At 63.2% G+C, this 17093-nt stretch carries 20 protein-coding genes; 14 read left to right on the forward strand and 6 right to left on the reverse strand.

Annotated elements, in window-relative coordinates; all coding sequences use genetic code 11:
• The first annotated feature begins 137 nt into the window (after nt 1-137).
• Nucleotides 138-2345: an Rne/Rng family ribonuclease gene (locus tag ACSS7Z_RS13740; RefSeq protein WP_438255431.1), complete on the forward strand. Its 2208-nt coding sequence runs from the start codon at nt 138-140 to the stop codon at nt 2343-2345.
• Here the strand turns inward: ACSS7Z_RS13740 and ACSS7Z_RS13745 are convergent.
• The gene (locus tag ACSS7Z_RS13745; RefSeq protein ID WP_438255432.1) at nt 2307-2576 is read right to left on the reverse strand and encodes a DUF4031 domain-containing protein; all 270 of its coding nucleotides are present in this window, start codon (nt 2574-2576) and stop codon (nt 2307-2309) included. The genes ACSS7Z_RS13740 and ACSS7Z_RS13745 overlap by 39 nt on opposite strands.
• A gap of 212 nt (nt 2577-2788) precedes the next feature.
• On the opposite strand from ACSS7Z_RS13745, the gene rplU reads away from it, so the two are divergent.
• From rplU to ACSS7Z_RS13795, 10 genes are all read left to right on the forward strand, one after another.
• Nucleotides 2789-3097: a 50S ribosomal protein L21 gene (gene rplU / locus ACSS7Z_RS13750; protein WP_438255433.1), complete on the forward strand. Its 309-nt coding sequence runs from the start codon at nt 2789-2791 to the stop codon at nt 3095-3097.
• Between the two features lie 20 nt (nt 3098-3117).
• Entirely contained in the window at nt 3118-3375 is a 258-nt protein-coding gene (gene rpmA, locus ACSS7Z_RS13755; protein ID WP_438255434.1) for a 50S ribosomal protein L27, read from the forward strand.
• Nucleotides 3376-3483: 108 nt separating this feature from the next.
• Nucleotides 3484-4995, forward strand: a complete 1512-nt coding sequence (gene obgE / locus ACSS7Z_RS13760; RefSeq protein ID WP_438255435.1) for a GTPase ObgE — start codon at nt 3484-3486, stop codon at nt 4993-4995.
• Nucleotides 4992-5801: a glutamate 5-kinase gene (proB, locus tag ACSS7Z_RS13765; protein WP_438255436.1), complete on the forward strand. Its 810-nt coding sequence runs from the start codon at nt 4992-4994 to the stop codon at nt 5799-5801. The genes obgE and proB overlap by 4 nt, the downstream gene beginning before the upstream one ends.
• A gap of 48 nt (nt 5802-5849) precedes the next feature.
• Nucleotides 5850-7103 (forward strand): glutamate-5-semialdehyde dehydrogenase, encoded by a 1254-nt coding sequence (locus ACSS7Z_RS13770; RefSeq protein ID WP_438255437.1) that lies wholly within the window; start codon nt 5850-5852, stop codon nt 7101-7103.
• Nucleotides 7104-7155: 52 nt separating this feature from the next.
• A complete protein-coding gene (locus tag ACSS7Z_RS13775; protein ID WP_438255438.1) occupies nt 7156-7383 on the forward strand; it encodes a hypothetical protein in 228 nt (75 codons plus the stop codon).
• A gap of 5 nt (nt 7384-7388) precedes the next feature.
• On the forward strand, nt 7389-7991 hold the full coding sequence (gene nadD, locus ACSS7Z_RS13780; RefSeq protein WP_438255439.1) for a nicotinate-nucleotide adenylyltransferase: 603 nt from the start codon (nt 7389-7391) through the stop codon (nt 7989-7991).
• Complete coding sequence (locus ACSS7Z_RS13785; protein ID WP_438255440.1) at nt 7988-9049, forward strand: hypothetical protein; 1062 nt, start codon at nt 7988-7990, stop codon at nt 9047-9049. Before nadD ends, ACSS7Z_RS13785 begins: the two co-directional genes overlap by 4 nt.
• Nucleotides 9049-9429, forward strand: coding sequence for a ribosome silencing factor (rsfS, locus tag ACSS7Z_RS13790; protein WP_438255441.1), 381 nt, complete (start codon nt 9049-9051; stop codon nt 9427-9429). Before ACSS7Z_RS13785 ends, rsfS begins: the two co-directional genes overlap by 1 nt.
• A 1-nt stretch (nt 9430) precedes the next feature.
• The gene (locus ACSS7Z_RS13795; protein WP_438255442.1) at nt 9431-10120 is read left to right on the forward strand and encodes an SDR family oxidoreductase; all 690 of its coding nucleotides are present in this window, start codon (nt 9431-9433) and stop codon (nt 10118-10120) included.
• A 261-nt stretch (nt 10121-10381) separates the two neighbouring features.
• On the opposite strand, the gene ACSS7Z_RS13800 is transcribed toward ACSS7Z_RS13795, so the two are convergent.
• The 5 genes from ACSS7Z_RS13800 to ACSS7Z_RS13820 form a co-directional block, all read right to left on the reverse strand.
• The gene (locus ACSS7Z_RS13800; RefSeq protein ID WP_438255443.1) at nt 10382-10714 is read right to left on the reverse strand and encodes a cupin domain-containing protein; all 333 of its coding nucleotides are present in this window, start codon (nt 10712-10714) and stop codon (nt 10382-10384) included.
• A 37-nt stretch (nt 10715-10751) separates the two neighbouring features.
• Complete coding sequence (locus ACSS7Z_RS13805; protein ID WP_438255444.1) at nt 10752-10883, reverse strand: putative transporter small subunit; 132 nt, start codon at nt 10881-10883, stop codon at nt 10752-10754.
• Entirely contained in the window at nt 10883-12556 is a 1674-nt protein-coding gene (locus ACSS7Z_RS13810) for a sodium:solute symporter family protein (RefSeq protein ID WP_438255454.1), read from the reverse strand. Before ACSS7Z_RS13810 ends, ACSS7Z_RS13805 begins: the two co-directional genes overlap by 1 nt.
• A gap of 447 nt (nt 12557-13003) precedes the next feature.
• Nucleotides 13004-14158 (reverse strand): calcium:cation antiporter, encoded by a 1155-nt coding sequence (locus tag ACSS7Z_RS13815; protein ID WP_438255445.1) that lies wholly within the window; start codon nt 14156-14158, stop codon nt 13004-13006.
• Between the two features lie 141 nt (nt 14159-14299).
• Nucleotides 14300-14875, reverse strand: coding sequence for a TetR/AcrR family transcriptional regulator (locus tag ACSS7Z_RS13820; protein ID WP_438255446.1), 576 nt, complete (start codon nt 14873-14875; stop codon nt 14300-14302).
• A 120-nt stretch (nt 14876-14995) separates the two neighbouring features.
• Between ACSS7Z_RS13820 and ACSS7Z_RS13825 the strand changes: the two genes are divergently transcribed.
• From ACSS7Z_RS13825 to ACSS7Z_RS13835, 3 genes are read left to right on the forward strand one after another with little or no spacing between them, the layout of a single operon-like run.
• The gene (locus tag ACSS7Z_RS13825) at nt 14996-15982 is read left to right on the forward strand and encodes an alpha/beta hydrolase family protein (RefSeq protein ID WP_438255447.1); all 987 of its coding nucleotides are present in this window, start codon (nt 14996-14998) and stop codon (nt 15980-15982) included.
• A 29-nt stretch (nt 15983-16011) separates the two neighbouring features.
• On the forward strand, nt 16012-16512 hold the full coding sequence (locus tag ACSS7Z_RS13830; RefSeq protein WP_438255448.1) for a hypothetical protein: 501 nt from the start codon (nt 16012-16014) through the stop codon (nt 16510-16512).
• A complete protein-coding gene (locus ACSS7Z_RS13835; RefSeq protein WP_438255449.1) occupies nt 16509-16823 on the forward strand; it encodes a transcriptional regulator in 315 nt (104 codons plus the stop codon). The genes ACSS7Z_RS13830 and ACSS7Z_RS13835 overlap by 4 nt, the downstream gene beginning before the upstream one ends.
• Nucleotides 16824-17093 lie beyond the last annotated feature (270 nt).

Here is a 17093-nt window from a genome sequence, read left to right on the forward strand (position 1 = left end):
ACGCAGACTTCGGGGTCCAATGCCCCTCGCGACCAGAGCTACGAGCCGGTCGCAAACCTAGTGAGTTCGCGGAACCTGCGGGTGCCGCATGAGAATTCGCGGAGCACCGGGTGTTCCGCGCAGGGAGTAAGCCAGAGATGGCCGATGAGAACAATGACAACAACACACCTACCATCGACGAGAACGCGGAGAGTCCGATAACGCCGGAAACCTCCGTGATCGAGGAGGTCGAAGCCGAACAGCCGCTGACCGCTGTCGCGCTGGGGCTGATCCCCGAGGTGTTCGTCTCGCAGGTTTCCACGCAGCTGCACTTCTACGCGCCGGAGATCGTTCCGTTGCCTGCGCTCGCGGGTCCTGATCACGGAAGCCACCGCGACCGTGATCGCGATCGTGACCATGACCGCGATCACGAGGAGTCGGGTTCCGGACGCCGTGGGCGCCGCCGCCGTGGCGGCAGCACGGACACGGACGAACAGCGCGACGAGCCGCGTCAGCGCCAGCGTGTTGTCGAGTACATCACCGAGCCGAAGGCGATCAAGGGCTCCACGCGACTTGAGGCCAAGAGGCAGCGTCGGCGGGATGGACGCGACGCCGGACGGCGCCGCCCGGTCGTGACCGAGGCGGAGTTCCTCGCTCGGCGCGAATCGGTTGACCGCAAGATGGTCGTGCGTTCGAAGAACGGACGGACCCAGATCGGTGTGCTTGAGGATGCTGTGCTCGTGGAGCACTACGTCGCGCGCAACCAGGACGCGTCCCTCATCGGCAACGTCTACCTCGGCCGCGTACAGAATGTGCTGCCGAGCATGGAAGCCGCCTTCGTCGACATCGGCCGCGGACGCAACGCGGTGCTGTATTCCGGAGAGGTCGACTGGGACGGCGTCGAGACCGGAAATCAGCCGCGACGCATCGAGCTCGCACTCAAGCCCGGCGACCGAGTTCTCGTGCAGGTCACGAAGGACCCGGTGGGCCACAAGGGTGCTCGCCTGACCAGCCAGATCTCATTGCCCGGCCGCTACCTGGTGTACGTGCCCGGTGGGTCGATGAACGGCATCAGCCGCAAACTTCCCGACAACGAGCGGGCACGCCTGAAGCGGATCCTCAAGGAGGTGCTGCCCGAGTCCAGTGGCGTCATCGTCCGGACCGCGGCTGAAGGTGCCACTGAAGACCAGTTGACGCGCGATGTGCAGCGCCTGACTGCTCAGTGGGAGCACATCCGCAAGCAGGTCGACAGCCAGCAGGCTCCGGCACTGCTGCACGCTGAGCCCGACCTGCTGGTCAAGATCGTGCGTGACGTCTTCAACGAGGACTTCACGAAGATGCTGATTCAGGGCGAAGAGTCCCAGAACACGATTCGGGGGTACCTCGAAAGCGTTGCCCCTGATCTGCTGGAGCGGGTCGAGCCCTACGAGGACGAGACGGATCCGTTCGACGCTTTCCGGATCACCGAGCAGATCGAGAAGGCGCTTGACCGCAAGGTCTGGCTGCCGTCGGGTGGATCGCTGGTCATCGACCGCACCGAGGCGATGACAGTCGTCGACGTGAACACCGGCAAGTTCGTCGGATCTGGCGGAAACCTCGAAGAGACGGTCACGAAGAACAACCTCGAAGCGGCTGAAGAGATCGTCCGTCAGCTGCGGTTGCGCGACATTGGCGGCATCATCGTCGTCGACTTCATCGACATGGTTCTCGAATCTAACCGCGACCTCGTGTTGCGCAGGCTCATCGAATGCTTGAGCCGTGACCGTACGAAGCACCAGGTTGCCGAGGTCACCTCGCTGGGGCTGGTGCAGATGACGCGCAAGAAGCTCGGTCTGGGACTGCTGGAGACATTTAGCGAAGCCTGCGAGGTCTGTGCAGGCCGCGGCGTCGTCGTTCATCACGATCCGGTCGTGAAGCACCGTTCGAGCTCGAACAACTCCGGTCAGTCGAACAACCGTCGCCAGCGCGGTGGAAACAGCAACCAGCAGAACCAGAACTCGCAGGCTCCGAGTCCTGTCGCGCACAGCATCCCGGAAGGGGCAAAGACCGCGCTCGCACAGATCGCTGCGTCGACGCTTGCGCCGGTAGCTGATGCACCCGTCATCGTGCCGGTCGTCGAACGCGAAGAGCCGGTGGCGTCGGAGCGTCCGAAGAAACCGCGCAAGAAGCGTTCGTCCGATCGCGGCAAGGCGCCCAAGACTGAAGCTGAACAACTCCTGGATTCGGTCCTGGATGCACTTCCCGAGCCGAAGGCTCCGGGGCAGGGGCGCAACCGTCGCCGGGTGACGACCGCTGCGCTGACCGGAACGCCGATCTCGGTGAACTCGTCAGCGACTTCGGTCGCGAGCGGGGATTCGGAGTCCTGAGGCGATCAATCTCCTGGTGAGCTCTTTGCCGCCGACCGGTACGGCACCGGCGGCAATGAGTCGGGGGACGGCGTCCTCAGGCACGTCATAGTGGTCGAGGTCGAAAGATCTCGCCGGCAGGTGATTCTGGCGCGCAAATGCGTGGAGTTCGTCTAAACTGAAGTCACTGACCAGATGAGACCAACGACGTCCGTGCGCGGGCCAGATGGGATCATCGATCAGTAGGGTCACGCCGTGATCCTACTGTTGCGCGACACGGTAGAGGCTCGCTTTGCGAGTGAGCCTCTGATCCGGTAAAGTTGTCCCTTGGTGCGCGAGCTGAGTCGTCCCCACGTGTAAGTGCGGTACAGCCGAGCTCGCACCGTCGGACTTGCGATGAACGCAGGCACAGTCTTCCCGTGAGATTTACGGAGCGTTCAGCTCCCCAACGAAACAGGTATCAAGTGGTTTACGCAGTAGTGCGCGCCGGTGGACGGCAGGAGAAGGTCGAGGTCGGCACGATCGTTCAGCTCGATCGTGTTCAGGCAGCCCAGGGCGAGAAGATCGAGCTTCCCGCTGTGCTCCTCGTCGACGGCGCTACGGTGACCACCGACGCTGACACGCTCGCGAAGGTCAAGGTCACGGCTGAGGTCGTCGGCAACCTCCGCGGCCCGAAGATCGTCATCCAGAAGTACAAGAACAAGACCGGTTACAAGAAGCGTCAGGGCCACCGCCAGGAGCTCACGCGCGTCAAGATCACCGGCATCAAGTAAGCACAGAAGAGGCTCAGGACATGGCACACAAAAAGGGCGCAAGCTCCACCCGTAACGGTCGTGACTCCAACGCCCAGCGTCTTGGCGTAAAGCGTTTCGGCGGCCAGCAGGTCAGCGCAGGCGAGATCATCGTCCGTCAGCGCGGCACGCACTTCCACCCCGGCGCAGGCGTCGGCCGTGGCGGCGACGACACGCTGTTCGCTCTGGAAGCGGGCGCGGTCGAGTTCGGCGCGAAGGGCGGCCGCAAGGTCGTCAACATCGTCGCTGCTGCTCAGTAGTCGCAACACAGTAGACATCCAGACGGGGCGGGCTTCGGCCCGCCCCGTCTGCGTATCCGCACTCGGCCGGTCGCTGAGCCTGTCACAAGCAGGGACTGAAAGGGACACATGGTCACGTTCGTCGACACGGTGAAGCTGCAACTGCGCGCCGGTAAGGGCGGCAACGGTTGTGTCTCCGTTCACCGTGAGAAGTTCAAGCCCTTGGGCGGCCCTGACGGCGGCAACGGCGGCGATGGCGGCAACATCACCCTGGTCGCCGACCCGCAGGTCGGAACACTGCTGTCGTACCACCACTCACAGCACCGTTCTTCCGGCAACGGCGGATTCGGCATGGGCGATCACCGCGCCGGCTACGCCGGTGAAGAACTGGTGTTGCCCGTTCCGGTAGGCACGGTCGTGAAGAAGGTGGACGGCGAGGTCCTGGTCGACATGGTCGCACCGGGCCAGCGCGTTGTCGTAGCCGAAGGCGGACGTGGAGGCCTCGGAAACGCTGCGCTGGCCACGACCAAGCGCAAGGCCCCTGGCTTCGCGCTGCTGGGCACGCCGGGCTTCGAGGGCGAGATCATCCTCGAGCTCAAGACCGTTGCCGATGTGGCGCTGGTGGGATACCCCTCGGCCGGTAAATCGAGCTTGATCGCGGCTGTGTCTGCTGCGCGGCCGAAGATCGCCGACTACCCGTTCACGACGTTGCATCCTAACCTCGGGGTCGTGCAAGCCGGGGAATCCCGCTACACGATCGCGGATGTCCCCGGGCTCATCGAGGGAGCAAGTGAGGGGCGCGGGCTGGGCCTGGAGTTCCTCCGTCACGTCGAGCGCTGTTCGGCGCTGTTGCACGTGCTCGACTGCGCGACGCTCGATCCCGGACGCGACCCGATCTCTGATCTTGACGTCATTCTCGCCGAACTCGCAGCGTACGAGGTTCCAGAGGGGCAGATTCCCCTGCTTGATCGCCCGCAGCTGATCGCACTCAACAAGATCGACGTTCCTGAAGCTCGGGATCTCGCTGATCTCGTCCGCCCTGAGTTGGAAGCGCGCGGGTTCCGCGTGTTCGACATCTCGACGGTCTCGCATGAGGGGCTTCGCCCGTTGACATTCGCTCTCGGCGACATCGTCGAGCAGCACCGAGCGCAAAACGCTGTCGAGATGCCGGCTGAACCGATCGTCATTCGCCCGCGTGGTTCGGAGAAGGCATTCACTATCCGGATGGAGGGTGGCTCCTACGGGAACTACTACCGGATTATCGGCGATAAGCCGGTGCGCTGGGTGCAGCAGACGGACTTCCAGAACGAAGAGGCCGTCGGCTATCTCGCCGACCGGCTCGAGCGTCTCGGCGTCGAGGAGGAGCTCTTCCGCCTCGGTGCGACACCGGGCGCCACCGTCGTCATCGGCGAAGGCGAGGGGCTCGTATTCGATTGGGAGCCGTCCGTGCGTTCGGCTGCCGAGCTGGTGGCGGCACCGCGCGGAACCGATCCTCGACTGGCCCCGAACTCGCGTCGCACCACGCAAGAGCGCCGCGAGCAGTACTACGAGCGCATGGATGCGCGAGCGGTGGAACGGGCCGAGCAGGAGCACAAGCGTCGTGTCACGGCCGAGGAGGACTACGACGGAGAAGGCGCATGACCGCACGTACGCGTGCGGAGCTTGCGCACGCCGAGCGCATCGTCGTCAAGGTCGGTTCCTCGTCCATCAGCGGTGAGTCGTCGTGGCGTATCCCGATGATCGTGCACGCGCTGGCTTCGGCGCATGCCCGTGGCTGCGAGATCGTCCTGGTCTCATCCGGTGCCATCGCGACGGGGATTCCCTATCTGGATCTGGATCTGGAAGCCCGACCGACTGATCTGGCGACCCAGCAGGCGGCGGCAGCAGTCGGGCAGAATGTGCTCGTGTACCGCTATCTCGAAGCGTTGCGTCCCTTCAAGATCGTCGCCGGTCAGGTTTTGCTGACCACCGGTGATCTGGAGCAGGTCACCTCGCGCAGCAACGCGCGCCGAGCCATGGATCGGATGCTGAGCCTGCGCGTGATCCCGATCGTCAATGAGAACGACACGGTGGCGACGCAGGAGATCCGCTTCGGCGATAACGACCGGTTGGCCGCCCTGGTTGCGCAGTTGATCGAGGCGGATGCCCTGGTGCTGTTGAGCGACGTCGAAGCGCTGTACACGAAACCGCCGTCGGAGCCGGGTGCTGAACCGATCGACGTCATAGCCGCCGATGCCGACCTCGCCGGGATGGAATTCGGTGCGACCGTGGTCAACAGTGTCGGTACCGGAGGTGCGGCCACGAAGGCGTCCGCAGCGCGGCTGGCGGCAGCATCCGGAATCGGAGTTCTGGTGACCAGTGCGAATCTTGTCGACAGTGCGCTGAAGGGCGCCGATATCGGTACCTGGTTCGAGCCTGCTGAGCAGGCCGTGTCGCCCATCGGCTGAAGCGTCATACGCGGCGCCCGCCGGACGCAGTCTCGATAAGCTGGCGGCATGACCGTCGAGACCCCGCAGCACCGGCTTTCGCGTGCGAAAGAAGCTTCACGTGCGACCGCACGCCTGACCAGCGATGAGAAGGCCAAAGCGCTGGAAGCGATCGCCCACGCCCTCGAGGCGAAGGCGGCCGACATCATCGAGGCGAACACCCGTGATGTCGAACGTGGACGCGCAGATGGCATCGGTGAGTCCCTCATCGATCGCCTGCGGCTCGACGAGCGGCGGGTCGCGGCTCTCGCTTCGTCGGTCCGAGAAGTCGCAGCCCTCGCCGATCCGGTCGGACAGGTGCTCGGCGGACACCGCATGCCCAATGGTGTCGCTCTTGAACAGGTCCGCGTGCCCTTCGGGGTGGTGGGAGCCATTTACGAGGCCCGCCCCAACGTCACTGTAGACATCGCTGCGCTGGCGCTGCGCTCCGGCAATGCGAGCGTGCTGCGCGGTGGCAGTGCAGCACGCGAATCGAACACGGTGCTCGTTCAGGTCATGCGCGATGCACTGACGAACGCCGGCATCACAGCGGAGGCGATTCAGACCGTGGACGACTTCGGTCGGGACGGCGCCAAGGCTTTGATGCAGGGGAGAGGCTTCGTGGATGTTCTCATTCCGCGCGGCAGTGCAAGACTCATCGAAACCGTCGTCACCGAATCGACGGTGCCGGTCATCGAGACGGGCGCCGGTAACGTGCACATCGTCCTCGATGAGAGCGCGCCGGACGAGTGGGCGCGGGACATCGTCGTGAATGCGAAGGTGCAGCGTCCGAGCGTGTGCAACGCGGTGGAGACCGTGCTCGTACTGCGTGCGGCAGCACCGCGGCTGATTCCGCTGATCGGCGCTGCGCTGAAGAGTGAAGGCGTTGCTATCCACGGTGACGATGTGGTGGCGGGCCTGGTCACCGAAGTGATTCCGGCAACGGAAGAGGACTGGGCCACCGAGTATCTCGGCCTCGAGATCGCGATCAAGGTCGTTGACACTCTCGATGAGGCGCTAGCACATATTCGTGAGTACAGCACCGGCCACACCGAGTCGATCGTGACGACGGATTCTCGCAGTGCCGAGCGATTCCTCGCCGAGGTGGACTCCGCGGTGGTGATGGTGAATGCATCGACGCGTTTCACAGACGGCGCCGAGTTCGGCTTCGGAGCCGAGGTCGGGATCTCGACGCAGAAACTGCACGCGCGCGGGCCGATGGGACTGTCAGAGCTCACCAGCACCAAGTGGCTGGCGCGTGGGTCAGGTCAGACCCGCGGCTGAGCGATAGGATGGGGGAGCGTCTACTCGCAACCGGTCACGAAACGGAGTCAGGATGAACCTCATCGCACAGCTTGCGATGGCCACCGCCGAAACTGAGCACCACGGGAACGTGGCTGCCGAGACATTTATCTTCGGTGTCATCGCCGCGATCCTGTTCGGGCTGCTCGCGTTGGTTACGTTCTCGTACCGCCATGTTGCCAACCGTCACTCGGCTAAGGCAGAGGCCTGGGCCAAGCAGCACGGTGTTGACGGACACGGCACCGACGGACACGGCCACTAGGGCGTATGAAGACGACGACCACGCGTGCCCCCCGTATCGGAGTGATGGGCGGGACGTTCGACCCGATCCATCATGGGCACCTGGTCGCGGCGAGCGAAGTTGCGCACTCGTTCGACCTTGACGAGGTTGTCTTCGTCCCGACGGGGCATCCCTGGCAGAAGGCGAATGTCAGCCCCAGTGAGCACCGCTATCTGATGACGGTGATCGCGACCGCATCGAACCCTCAGTTCACGGTGAGTCGCGTCGACATCGACCGTGGCGGTCCGACCTACACGAAAGACACGCTGCGTGACCTCAAGAATGAGCGTCCGGATGCTGAGCTGTTCTTCATCACCGGAGCAGATGCCGTAGCGCAAATTCTCAGTTGGAGGGACCATGATGAGTTGTGGGAGTTGGCTCATTTCGTCGCGGTCTCCCGTCCTGGGCACGAGCTGAGTACGGATGGCCTGCCGAGCGAGAATGTCAGTCAACTCGAGGTTCCGGCATTGTCGATCTCGTCGACTGCATGCCGTGACCGTGTGGGTGACGACCAGCCCGTTTGGTACCTCGTTCCGGACGGCGTCGTCCAGTACATAGCGAAGCATCATCTGTATCGGAGCAAGGCATGACAACATCGGATCAGCCGGGAAGCCAGCCGCTGACCCGCAAGCAATTGCGAGAGATGCGTCTGACCGGCACCACGCCGATCATCAGCGAAGAAGACGCTGCGGCGGCAAAGGTCGCGCCCGTTCCGTCGCCCGCCCCGCCCGTCGCATCCGCTCCGGAACCCGAGATCGATCCGGAAACCGGCGAGGCGCCGTTGACTCGTCGCCGTGTTCGACAGCAGGAGCTCATTCGTACCGCATCTGTTCCGGTTATCGAGCCGGAGCTCGTCGACGATGACGCTGTTTCGACCGAAGAAGCTGTCGATGAAGAATCTGTCGACGAAGAAGCCGCGACCGAAATGCCTTTTGCCGCAAAGTCGGCGATCGAATGGGATGTTGTCGAACCCGTTGTTGTCGAACCCGTTGCTGTCGAACCCGTAGCCGTCGAAGAGTCCGACGAGACGGATGAACTGGCCGTTGACGAGCAGCCCGCAGAAGCAGACCTGCCGACCGCTGAAGACGAGCCCGTCGACGAGAACGTCGTCGACGAGAACGTCGTCGATGAGAACGTCATCGATGAAGCCCCTGTCGTCAATCCCGAGTTCGGCAAGGAGCTGTTCACCGAGCAGTCCGCTGTTCCCGCCTTCACACCGTCGTTCGACGAACTGATCACTTCGGACTCGGGTGGATCGCAGAACCTCGCACCGAACACCCTGATCTTCACTCCGTCCGCAGGGGAGGGCTCGCTGTCCGGGCCCGTTGCTTCCACCGGCGAGATTCTGGTCACCGGCAGCTACGAACTGCCGCGGGGCATCGGCTCGCAGGGGCACGCCCACGGCACCGCCGACGGCAAGGAAGCAGACGCTGTTCTCATCGATGGGGAACTGCCTCCGGCATCCTCACCCACGCCGATCGCAGCCAGTGCCGCGGTCAGCACGATCAAACCCGCCGGCGAGGTCATCCGCCCACCGGCGCCCGAAAAGGGCAACAAGCTCATGCTGACTCTGGCGATTACCGCCGGTGGTCTGGCGCTCGTCCTGGCGGCGGCTCTGGTCATCGCCTTCACCTCGAATGTGTTCTAATGCAATCACCTGAAACAGCCGAAGAGATGCTGCAACTCGCCGTAGACGCCGCTTCCTCCAAAGGAGGAGAGGATCTCGTCGCGCTGAACGTCTCAGAGCCTCTGCCGCTCGTCGATATTTTCCTGCTCGTTACCGGAAACAGCGAGCGCAATGTCGCCGCGATCGCCGATGAGGTCGAAGACAAGCTCATCGAGGCGGGACACAAGCGCGTCCGCCGCGAGGGCCGCGCAGAATCGCGATGGATTCTCCTGGACTTCGGCGACCTGATCGTGCACGTCTTCCACTCGGAAGAGCGCGTGTTCTACGGGTTGGAGCGCCTGTGGAAGGACTGCCCCGTCGTGCCGTTCGAGCTGACCGAGACCGCCTCCGAGCGTCCGTAGCATGGCTGTGCATCTGATCACCGGCGCCGGTTCCGGAATCGGTGCAGCACTGACACGTCGTCTTCACGAGCGTGGCGACGAGCTCGTTCTTCTCGCACGGGATGCCGGTCGAGCACGCGCGATCGCTGCTGAGTTCCCCGGCGCGACGACCCTCGTCGGCGACTTGAGTCAACCGGGACGTCTTTCCTGGGCGTTCTCGAAGCAGCCGCTGCCGGAGCGCATCGATTCGCTCATCCATATCGCCGGAGTCGTGGACCTTGGCCGCGTTGCCGACCTTCCGCCGACACTGTGGGAGCAGCAGCTGGCCGTGAATCTGATCGCTCCCGCCGAGCTGACGCGACTGATGCTACCGGTGCTGCGCGTGTCGCGCGGGCAGGTGATTTTCGTGAACTCGGGTGCTGGTCTGCGGGCGAACGCCGAGTGGGCGGCGTATGCGGCATCCAAGCACGGCCTCAAAGCTCTCGCCGACGCGTTGCGCGCCGAGGAAGCAGAGCACGGTGTGCGGGTGAGTTCGATCTTCCCCGGACGCACGGCGACGCCGATGCAGGAGCGAGTGCATCAGCAGGAGGGCACCGAGTACGTGCCCGAGCGCTTCATTGACCCCGAGTCGGTCGCGACGACGATTCTCACCGCTCTCGACCTGCCACGCGACGCACAGATCACGGATCTCTCGGTTCGACCCGGCGTCTGATTCCTTGTAGCTTCTCACTCCGATGGGCGCAAGGGCCTCGGAGTGTATGCGCCTGCGACCTATCGTAGGAGGCTGTTATGGCCGGTGCGCGCCTGGCTGGCGAGCGTGGAACGCGCCACACGGTCGTCGAGTCCGAGCCCACCGGCGGCATCGGCGACGGCGGAGGTCAGTCGTCTGCGCCAGTGATCGTCGGTGACAAGTCCGAGACGGATGCGACGGGATGCCGTTGGAGAACCCGTCCGGCTGATCAGCAGGGTCTGGCTACTCCACCGAGCGGCGCACCGTCAGCAGGAAGACGCTGTCCTGCTCTGCTCTGACGCTGTGCCGCTCGGGCGGAATCGGGATGACGTCTCCGGCAGTGAGTTGCCAGTGCCTGTCCTGCCCGTTGAGCTGCACGCTTCCGGCGAGCACCTGCAGCGTCGCCTCCGGCGGGCTCTCATGCTCGGGAAGCTCAGCCCCCGCGAGGAGGGCCATGACAGTCTGACGCAGGATAGCGTCGCGACCGCCATAGACCGTCTCCGCGGCGCGCTGGGCGTTCGCTGAACGTGCCTTGGACAGCAGTTGCTCCTGAAGCGCCGTGAGATTCGTGATCATGTGATCATCATCGCACTTGGGAATCCCGTGAGGGGCGTCAGATGATCTGACGCCCTTCACGCTTGGCCTCGCGCGCATCCTTGGTGAATGCGCGAATGATCACGGCGAGTACGCCGATGACCGCAACCGGCCAGACCAGCACATATGCCGTCAGCAGAATGATCTCCATCATGCGTCCTTTCCTGTGAATGCCGTGGTGCCAGTGACATCCGCGTCTTTCACGACGGTTTCGGCCTGCGCGATGATCTCGGATTCTGCAGTGTCGAAGTCACCGGTGCGCTGTCTGATGAGGTTGAAGTCGAAGCGTTTGGTCTTATTCATCATCGTCAGAGCGACGCATACGACAGTGCTGACCGCATAGGCGACCAGCGATCCCGACAGCACGGGGTATGTGTGCAAGAATCCGATCGCGAACGGGGCGGATGCCACGGTTGCGACAGTTCCGACGATGAGAGCGACCCTCAGACCGAAGAACCCGAACGACATGAGCGCCAGCACGACGCCGATGCCGATCACCGATACCACGTCACTGACCACGCCGAGCCCGCCGGACAGATCGACCCACTCGAAGCGCACCGGCAGGAACGCGGCGAGGGCTGCGACGACAGCGACGCTGAATGCGACGTTGGTGACGCGGTTCCAGTAGAAGCTCGCGATCACGGGGAACACGAGCGCACCCCACATCGCACCGACGAAGACGAGCAGATCGAGGATGTTGAACTGCATCGACGCGAAGCCCAGTGCTGCCGCAGTCGCTCCGACCATGGTGAGTCGGCCGACGAGCAGCATCGTCTTCGGGTTGGCGTTCTTCTTGCCGGCGATGTTCTGACCGTAGATGTCCGCCATCATGATCGATGAAAGTGCCGTCATATCGGCATCTGCGGTCGAGGACAGCGAACCGATGATCATGACGAAGAACAGGCAGATCAAGACAGGTGGCAGATAAGTTGCCGCCATCTGTGGAATCAGGTTGTTGACGTCGCCGCCCATCGGCTCGATGCCGGCGTACAGCGCGATCACTCCGAGCATGCCGATGCCGATGATGCTCGCGCCGTACCCGAAGGTGGCGGTGATGAACGTTTTCTTGATCAGATCCTCGCGCACGGCGAACAGGCGCTGGGCGATGGTCTGGTTGCCGATCGCGTAGGCGAGCACGGCAGCGATGTACGGCGCACCCTGGTTGAAGAACGCGTCAGAGGAGAAGAAGTCTCCCTGTTGCGGAGTGAGGTTCTTCGCTCCCGCGACGAACAGATCAGGCCCGCCTGCGGAGAAAAAGATGATCGGGACGATGATCGCTACGGCACCCAGGATGGCTACGACCTGCGCGAAGTCGGTCAGCACCGAGGCTCGGAAACCGGACCACAGCGTGTAAGCCAGCACGCCGATCGCGATGGCGACGATGCCCTGCGTGAAGGAGAACGGCGACAGCATCGAGATGAGGGCACCACCAGCGATCAGATTCGAGGTGAGGCTGATAACGCTGCCGAGCACGTTGGACCCGGCGAGCATGAGTTGGCTGGAGCGGCCGTGTCGGGCGAACATCACTTCGGCGATGGTGTGCGCCTTCGGCGCGACCTTGCGGATACGACGGCCGAAGGGGTAGATGAGCAGAATCATCAGGGCGCCCCAGAGCCCGTAGTGAATAGGGCCGGAGATGCCGTATGTGTAGCCGGATGTGGCTGAGGCATACATTGACGATGCCCAGATCCATGTGGCGGTCATCGATGCGGCAGAGATGCCGAATCCGAGCTTGCCGCCAGCAGTCATGTAGCCGTCGGCGTTCTCCTTCTTCTTGGAGATGCGAATCGACATGTACAGGCTGCCGCCGAAGAACAGCAGCATGAGCAGGACAACGATCGGTCCTGACAGTGTTTGGAGGTCTCCCACCGGTGGTTCTCACTTTCTCGTCTTGGTGCGGCAGGCGCCGCTGTTCGAAAAGAGAAAGTGCGTGCTAAGTGGGGGAGTAGTGAGAGGGGGTGGTGATGGGCAGATGAATCGATGATGCTGTCAGCATGACGGGGAACGAACCTGGGTCACTGAGGTGCATGGCAGCACACAGACGAGAGACCCGGGGTGCGACTCCTTTCGGTTCGGGGTGCTTTGAGGCGCGCCGAATTACGGTGCATCCTCGAGGGGGAAGTAGATCGGTTGCAGTTGTCGCGCAGTCGGGCGCGTCCCGCGTGAGAGCGCGCAAGCGCTCCCTGCTCGTGAGGCCACGAGCATCCTTTCCACCATAGCAAGGTCTGGACGCGCCGGATTCCGGGGCGTTTCCAGCGCGGTGGACAGCTGTCAGCTGAAGAGAATGATCGCGTAGACGGCGAAGAGGGCGAGGTGCGTTGCCCCGTGCATTGCCGTCACGCTCTTCGCGGCGAAGGTCGTGACGGACAGCAGCAGCGTCGCGCCGAGCATCAACAGGTTCGCCGGTGATTCCGCGAGGATCACGGTCTGGCCGGTGAGCATGCCGATCACGAGCACAGCCGGAATAGTGAGTCCGACGGTCGAGACGAGTGCGCCGTGGCAGAGGTTGTTCACACGCTGGGCCTCGCCGCCCAGTGCGGCACGGACGGCGGTGATGGATTCAGGGAGGAACACGATGGCGGCGATGAGTACGCCAGCGAGTGCGGCCGGTGCGCCGAGGCGGCCGAGGCCGTCGTCTAGGAGCGCAGCCATATCGTGCGACAGCAGCACGATCGGGACGACGGTGATCACGAGCAACGTGAGACGGACGAGCACTTCGGTGCGGTGTGTGCGGATCACCTGCCGGATGCCGAGTCTCCCAGTCGCGGTCTGGGTCGCGTGCTGCGGGGCAGACGATACTCGCTCATCGACCTCGACGAAGTCCCCTGCCTGCGATCCCATCTGGCGGAACAGGAAAAAGCTGTAGAGCACGAGTGTGATGACGATGATCGGGAATTGCTGCGTCGGCGTGTACGAGCCGTTCTCTCCGATGAGCGCGGGCAGGGCGAACGCGAGCGCGACGAGCACGACGAGCATCGCGAGATACGCCGAAGTACCGGTTCGGTTGTGATTCATACCGCGGTGACGGATGCCGCCGACGAGCAGGGCGAGGCCGACGACGAGGTTGAGGATGATCATTGACACCGCCATGACGGAGTCACGGGCGATCGTGGCATGCTCGCCGGGGCCGAGCATGACCGCTGAGATGAGGATCACCTCGATGAGCACGATCGAGAGGGTGAGCACGAGCGAGCCGTAGGGGTCACCGAGACGATGGGCGAGTGCTTCCGCCTGCTTCACGACGCCGAACGCGCAAACCAGGATCACGGCGATGATCACGACGAGCGCGATGATCAGCAGTGCCGCCGGGACTGGTGCTGCGAGCAGTGGACGGACGAGCAGTAGCGCGCCGAATGCGCTCCAGCCGAGTACGACGCGGACGATGTCGGATGCTCCGACCAGGTGTTTCAGATCTGTGGGGGACACCACGGGCTCCTTGATGGGGCCGTCCCCTGATGATGCACCTGCCGAAGGTCGTCCCTCGGTGTCACTGACTACCGTCAGGGTAGCAAATGCCTATGAGACGGCCGTTGGCAGCCCCTAAAGTGAGTCGCATCTAGCAGCGTGTCAGCGAGCGCCCGGGGCTAGAACGCCCGAAATGAACAATTGCACGAGAGTGTCTGCCTCATACCGATCGTCGCTCGCTGCACCGATGCAGAGGTTCCCGACTCCTCTGAGTACGTTGTAGGCATCCACCGAGGGCACTGCGTGTGCAGACTCGCGCGCTGCCTCGAGGAGCGCGGCGCACACGGGGACGAGCCGGTCAACGAAATAGGTGTGCAGAGCGTCGGATCCGGCGCTGTCTCCTTGCATTGCGCCGGCGAGTCCGTGCTTAGTTACGAGGAAATCCACGAACAAGGCCAGCCAAGCCCGCAGAGCCGCCTCTGGCGTCGCGCTCTCCGCGAGCAGTCGTGGTCCCGCATTTGCGCATGCCTCGACCTGGTGGCGGTAGACCGCAACCACCAGCTCCGGACGCGTCGGAAAGTGGCGATAGATCGTCCCCACGCCGACGCCAGCCTTTGCCGCGATCTCCCGTACCGGGGCATCAACTCCGGACGTCACGAACACTGCTGCCGCTGCGCTGAGCAGTGTTTCGGCGCTGCTTCTAGGACGACCAACCTGCTTGGAACGAGCAATGGTCATGTGACATCCCATCGAAACTGGCGGCGTGCATTTGCGTTTCGGAACACTGTTCCGTATTGTTGCGGAACAATGCTCCGATAACTACTATCGCACAGCGCACCCCTGAGGAAGGAACCTGTCATGGCTTCATTCATCGTCGACACACTGGACGGCATCGTTGGGGGAGGCGCTCCGGTCGTCTCCGTCGCTCCCGTCGAGTTGTCCGCCTCGGGGCGACCTGTCCCATTGGAAGTTCGAGTGTCTGCCCCGGCAACCGGCACGAACCTCCCCATCGTCGTGTTCTCTCACGGGAACGGGTGGAACCTCGACGGGTACGCGCCGCTGACGGCATTCTGGGCCTCCCGCGGATTCGTCGTGATTCAGCCGACGCATCTGGACTCGCGCCGCAACGGGTTCGGTCTCGATCACCCGGTCTTCCCGTCGATCTGGTCTGAGCGGATCGCGGATCTCACGCGCGTCTTGGACCAGCTCGACACCATTGAGGCCGCCGTCCCGAGCCTTGCGGGGCGCGTCGACCACGGTCGCGTTGCCGCCACCGGTCATTCCTGGGGTGGGCAAACCGCTCAGTCGCTCCTTGGCGCACGGATCCTCAGTGATGCAGGCGAAGTCGGTGAAGATATGTCTGACAGCCGCGTTACCGCGGGCATCCTGTTCTCAGCAACCGGTGTTGGTGGTGACGACCTGCACCCGTTTGCGCAGGCGAACTTCCCGTTCATGCGACCCTCGTTCCAGGAGTTGGCCACGCCAACCCTCGTCGTTGCGGGCGACCATGACCAGTCAATGATGTCGAGTCGCGGGCCCGATTGGTTTGCCGATGCCTTCACGTACAGTCCCGGAGCTACCGACCTGCTCTCCTTCTACGGCGCCGAGCATGCGCTGGGCGGGATCGTTGGATATGAAGTCGCCGAGACCACCGACGAGAACCCGGAGCGGGTCGCGGTGATCCAGCGGATGAGCACGGCCTACCTTCGGACCGCTCTGCATGTCGACGAAAACAGCTGGCCCGCAGCCCGAGCTGCCCTCAGCGAGAGCGCCGATCCGATCGGCCGCGTCGATAGTAAGCAGCGCACGGCGCCGCACGATGAAACGCGAAAAGTTACTTTCTAAAAGTGTAAATCATATATAGACTTTCAATTATGGAAAACGATTCTTCGGGAGATTCTCCGAAACCCCCGGCACAGCCGACATCAGCGCAAGCACGTGAGGCGCTAAACACCCTCGACGCTGATGGCAAGAGCTTGTCTCAACGGGTTGTCACTCCCTGGTGGTACCACACGGCGCTTGGGCTGATCGTGGCACTGCTCGTGGGATCGCAAGCATTCTCGGGCCCAGCGTCAATTATGGTGGTGGCCCTCAGCATTGTGGCCATTCCAGTTCTCACCATGACCTACAGCAGTCGCTATGGAGTGACGGTCACCCAGCCGGCAGGACCGCTTAGTAGGCGTCTGCTCCTGGTGACGCTAGGGGTAGCCCTTCTGGCGTTCCTAGCAGGGGTTGCGATTAAGGTCGTCGGCGCCAGCCCGTGGTGGGTTGCTATTCCCGCGGTTGTTGCATTCACTGTCACTCTCGTCTTGGGCCGTCGATACGACGACGCCCTCCGGAACGAGATTGCCGGCACGAGAGACCAGACGCGATGAGCGCCAAGATCATTCCTATGTTCAACGAGGTGATTCACTCTCCGACGCGCCTCCGTATCTGCGGACTGCTGCGGCGCGTGGCGGAATTGGAATTTGGGGTGATTCGTGACGCCCTTGAGATCACTGACGTCAATCTGTCGAGAAGCCTCAAGATACTCAGTGAAGCGGGCCTCGTCGCCGTCAGAAAAGAAAGCTCGCCCCTCCGCGCGGATGCCCGAAAACTTACGTGGATAGCGATCACGCCAGACGGAAGTCGCGCTCTGGAAGGCCACCTTGCCGCTCTCGCCAGCATCGCGGATGGCGACGTGTGAGAGGACTCCAGGTCGAGCGAAGTAGAAGTAGTAGCAGCGGAAGATAGCGTGGGGCGAATGCGCTCGCCCCGATGGCGTCTCATCACATGACGGACGTACGAACGCCGCGTCTTGCAGCAGTCACGGCGGAGGCCATTTGTCCTTGCCTAGCTGTTCTTCCCACGGTGGTTGTGTGCAGCGTGGCGTGAGGAAATGAGGTGAGGACCTCCGGTATCGATATGGGTAACCACACCTGATCGAGTCCACGGAGGTCCTCATGTCTTACGTTAC

Source organism: Microbacterium wangyouchuni (assembly GCF_051546305.1).
In the GTDB taxonomy this organism is placed as follows: Bacteria; Actinomycetota; Actinomycetes; order Actinomycetales; family Microbacteriaceae; genus Microbacterium.

Bases quoted from the DNA above. Each gene is read 5' to 3' on its own strand.
- ACSS7Z_RS13810 (WP_438255454.1), bottom strand. From the start codon at position 12,556: ATGCTGCTGTTCTTCGGCGGCAGCCTGTACATGTCGATTCGCATCTCC.
- ACSS7Z_RS13740 (WP_438255431.1), top strand. From the start codon at position 138: ATGGCCGATGAGAACAATGACAACAACACACCTACCATCGACGAGAAC.
- ACSS7Z_RS13805 (WP_438255444.1), bottom strand. From the start codon at position 10,883: ATGGAGATCATTCTGCTGACGGCATATGTGCTGGTCTGGCCGGTTGCG.
- ACSS7Z_RS13800 (WP_438255443.1), bottom strand. From the start codon at position 10,714: ATGATCACGAATCTCACGGCGCTTCAGGAGCAACTGCTGTCCAAGGCA.
- ACSS7Z_RS13835 (WP_438255449.1), top strand. From the start codon at position 16,509: ATGAGCGCCAAGATCATTCCTATGTTCAACGAGGTGATTCACTCTCCG.
- ACSS7Z_RS13785 (WP_438255440.1), top strand. From the start codon at position 7,988: ATGACAACATCGGATCAGCCGGGAAGCCAGCCGCTGACCCGCAAGCAA.
- ACSS7Z_RS13795 (WP_438255442.1), top strand. From the start codon at position 9,431: ATGGCTGTGCATCTGATCACCGGCGCCGGTTCCGGAATCGGTGCAGCA.
- ACSS7Z_RS13825 (WP_438255447.1), top strand. From the start codon at position 14,996: ATGGCTTCATTCATCGTCGACACACTGGACGGCATCGTTGGGGGAGGC.
- ACSS7Z_RS13820 (WP_438255446.1), bottom strand. From the start codon at position 14,875: ATGACCATTGCTCGTTCCAAGCAGGTTGGTCGTCCTAGAAGCAGCGCC.
- proB (WP_438255436.1), top strand. From the start codon at position 4,992: ATGACCGCACGTACGCGTGCGGAGCTTGCGCACGCCGAGCGCATCGTC.
- rpmA (WP_438255434.1), top strand. From the start codon at position 3,118: ATGGCACACAAAAAGGGCGCAAGCTCCACCCGTAACGGTCGTGACTCC.
- ACSS7Z_RS13830 (WP_438255448.1), top strand. From the start codon at position 16,012: ATGGAAAACGATTCTTCGGGAGATTCTCCGAAACCCCCGGCACAGCCG.
- ACSS7Z_RS13770 (WP_438255437.1), top strand. From the start codon at position 5,850: ATGACCGTCGAGACCCCGCAGCACCGGCTTTCGCGTGCGAAAGAAGCT.
- ACSS7Z_RS13775 (WP_438255438.1), top strand. From the start codon at position 7,156: ATGAACCTCATCGCACAGCTTGCGATGGCCACCGCCGAAACTGAGCAC.
- obgE (WP_438255435.1), top strand. From the start codon at position 3,484: ATGGTCACGTTCGTCGACACGGTGAAGCTGCAACTGCGCGCCGGTAAG.
- nadD (WP_438255439.1), top strand. From the start codon at position 7,389: ATGAAGACGACGACCACGCGTGCCCCCCGTATCGGAGTGATGGGCGGG.
- rsfS (WP_438255441.1), top strand. From the start codon at position 9,049: ATGCAATCACCTGAAACAGCCGAAGAGATGCTGCAACTCGCCGTAGAC.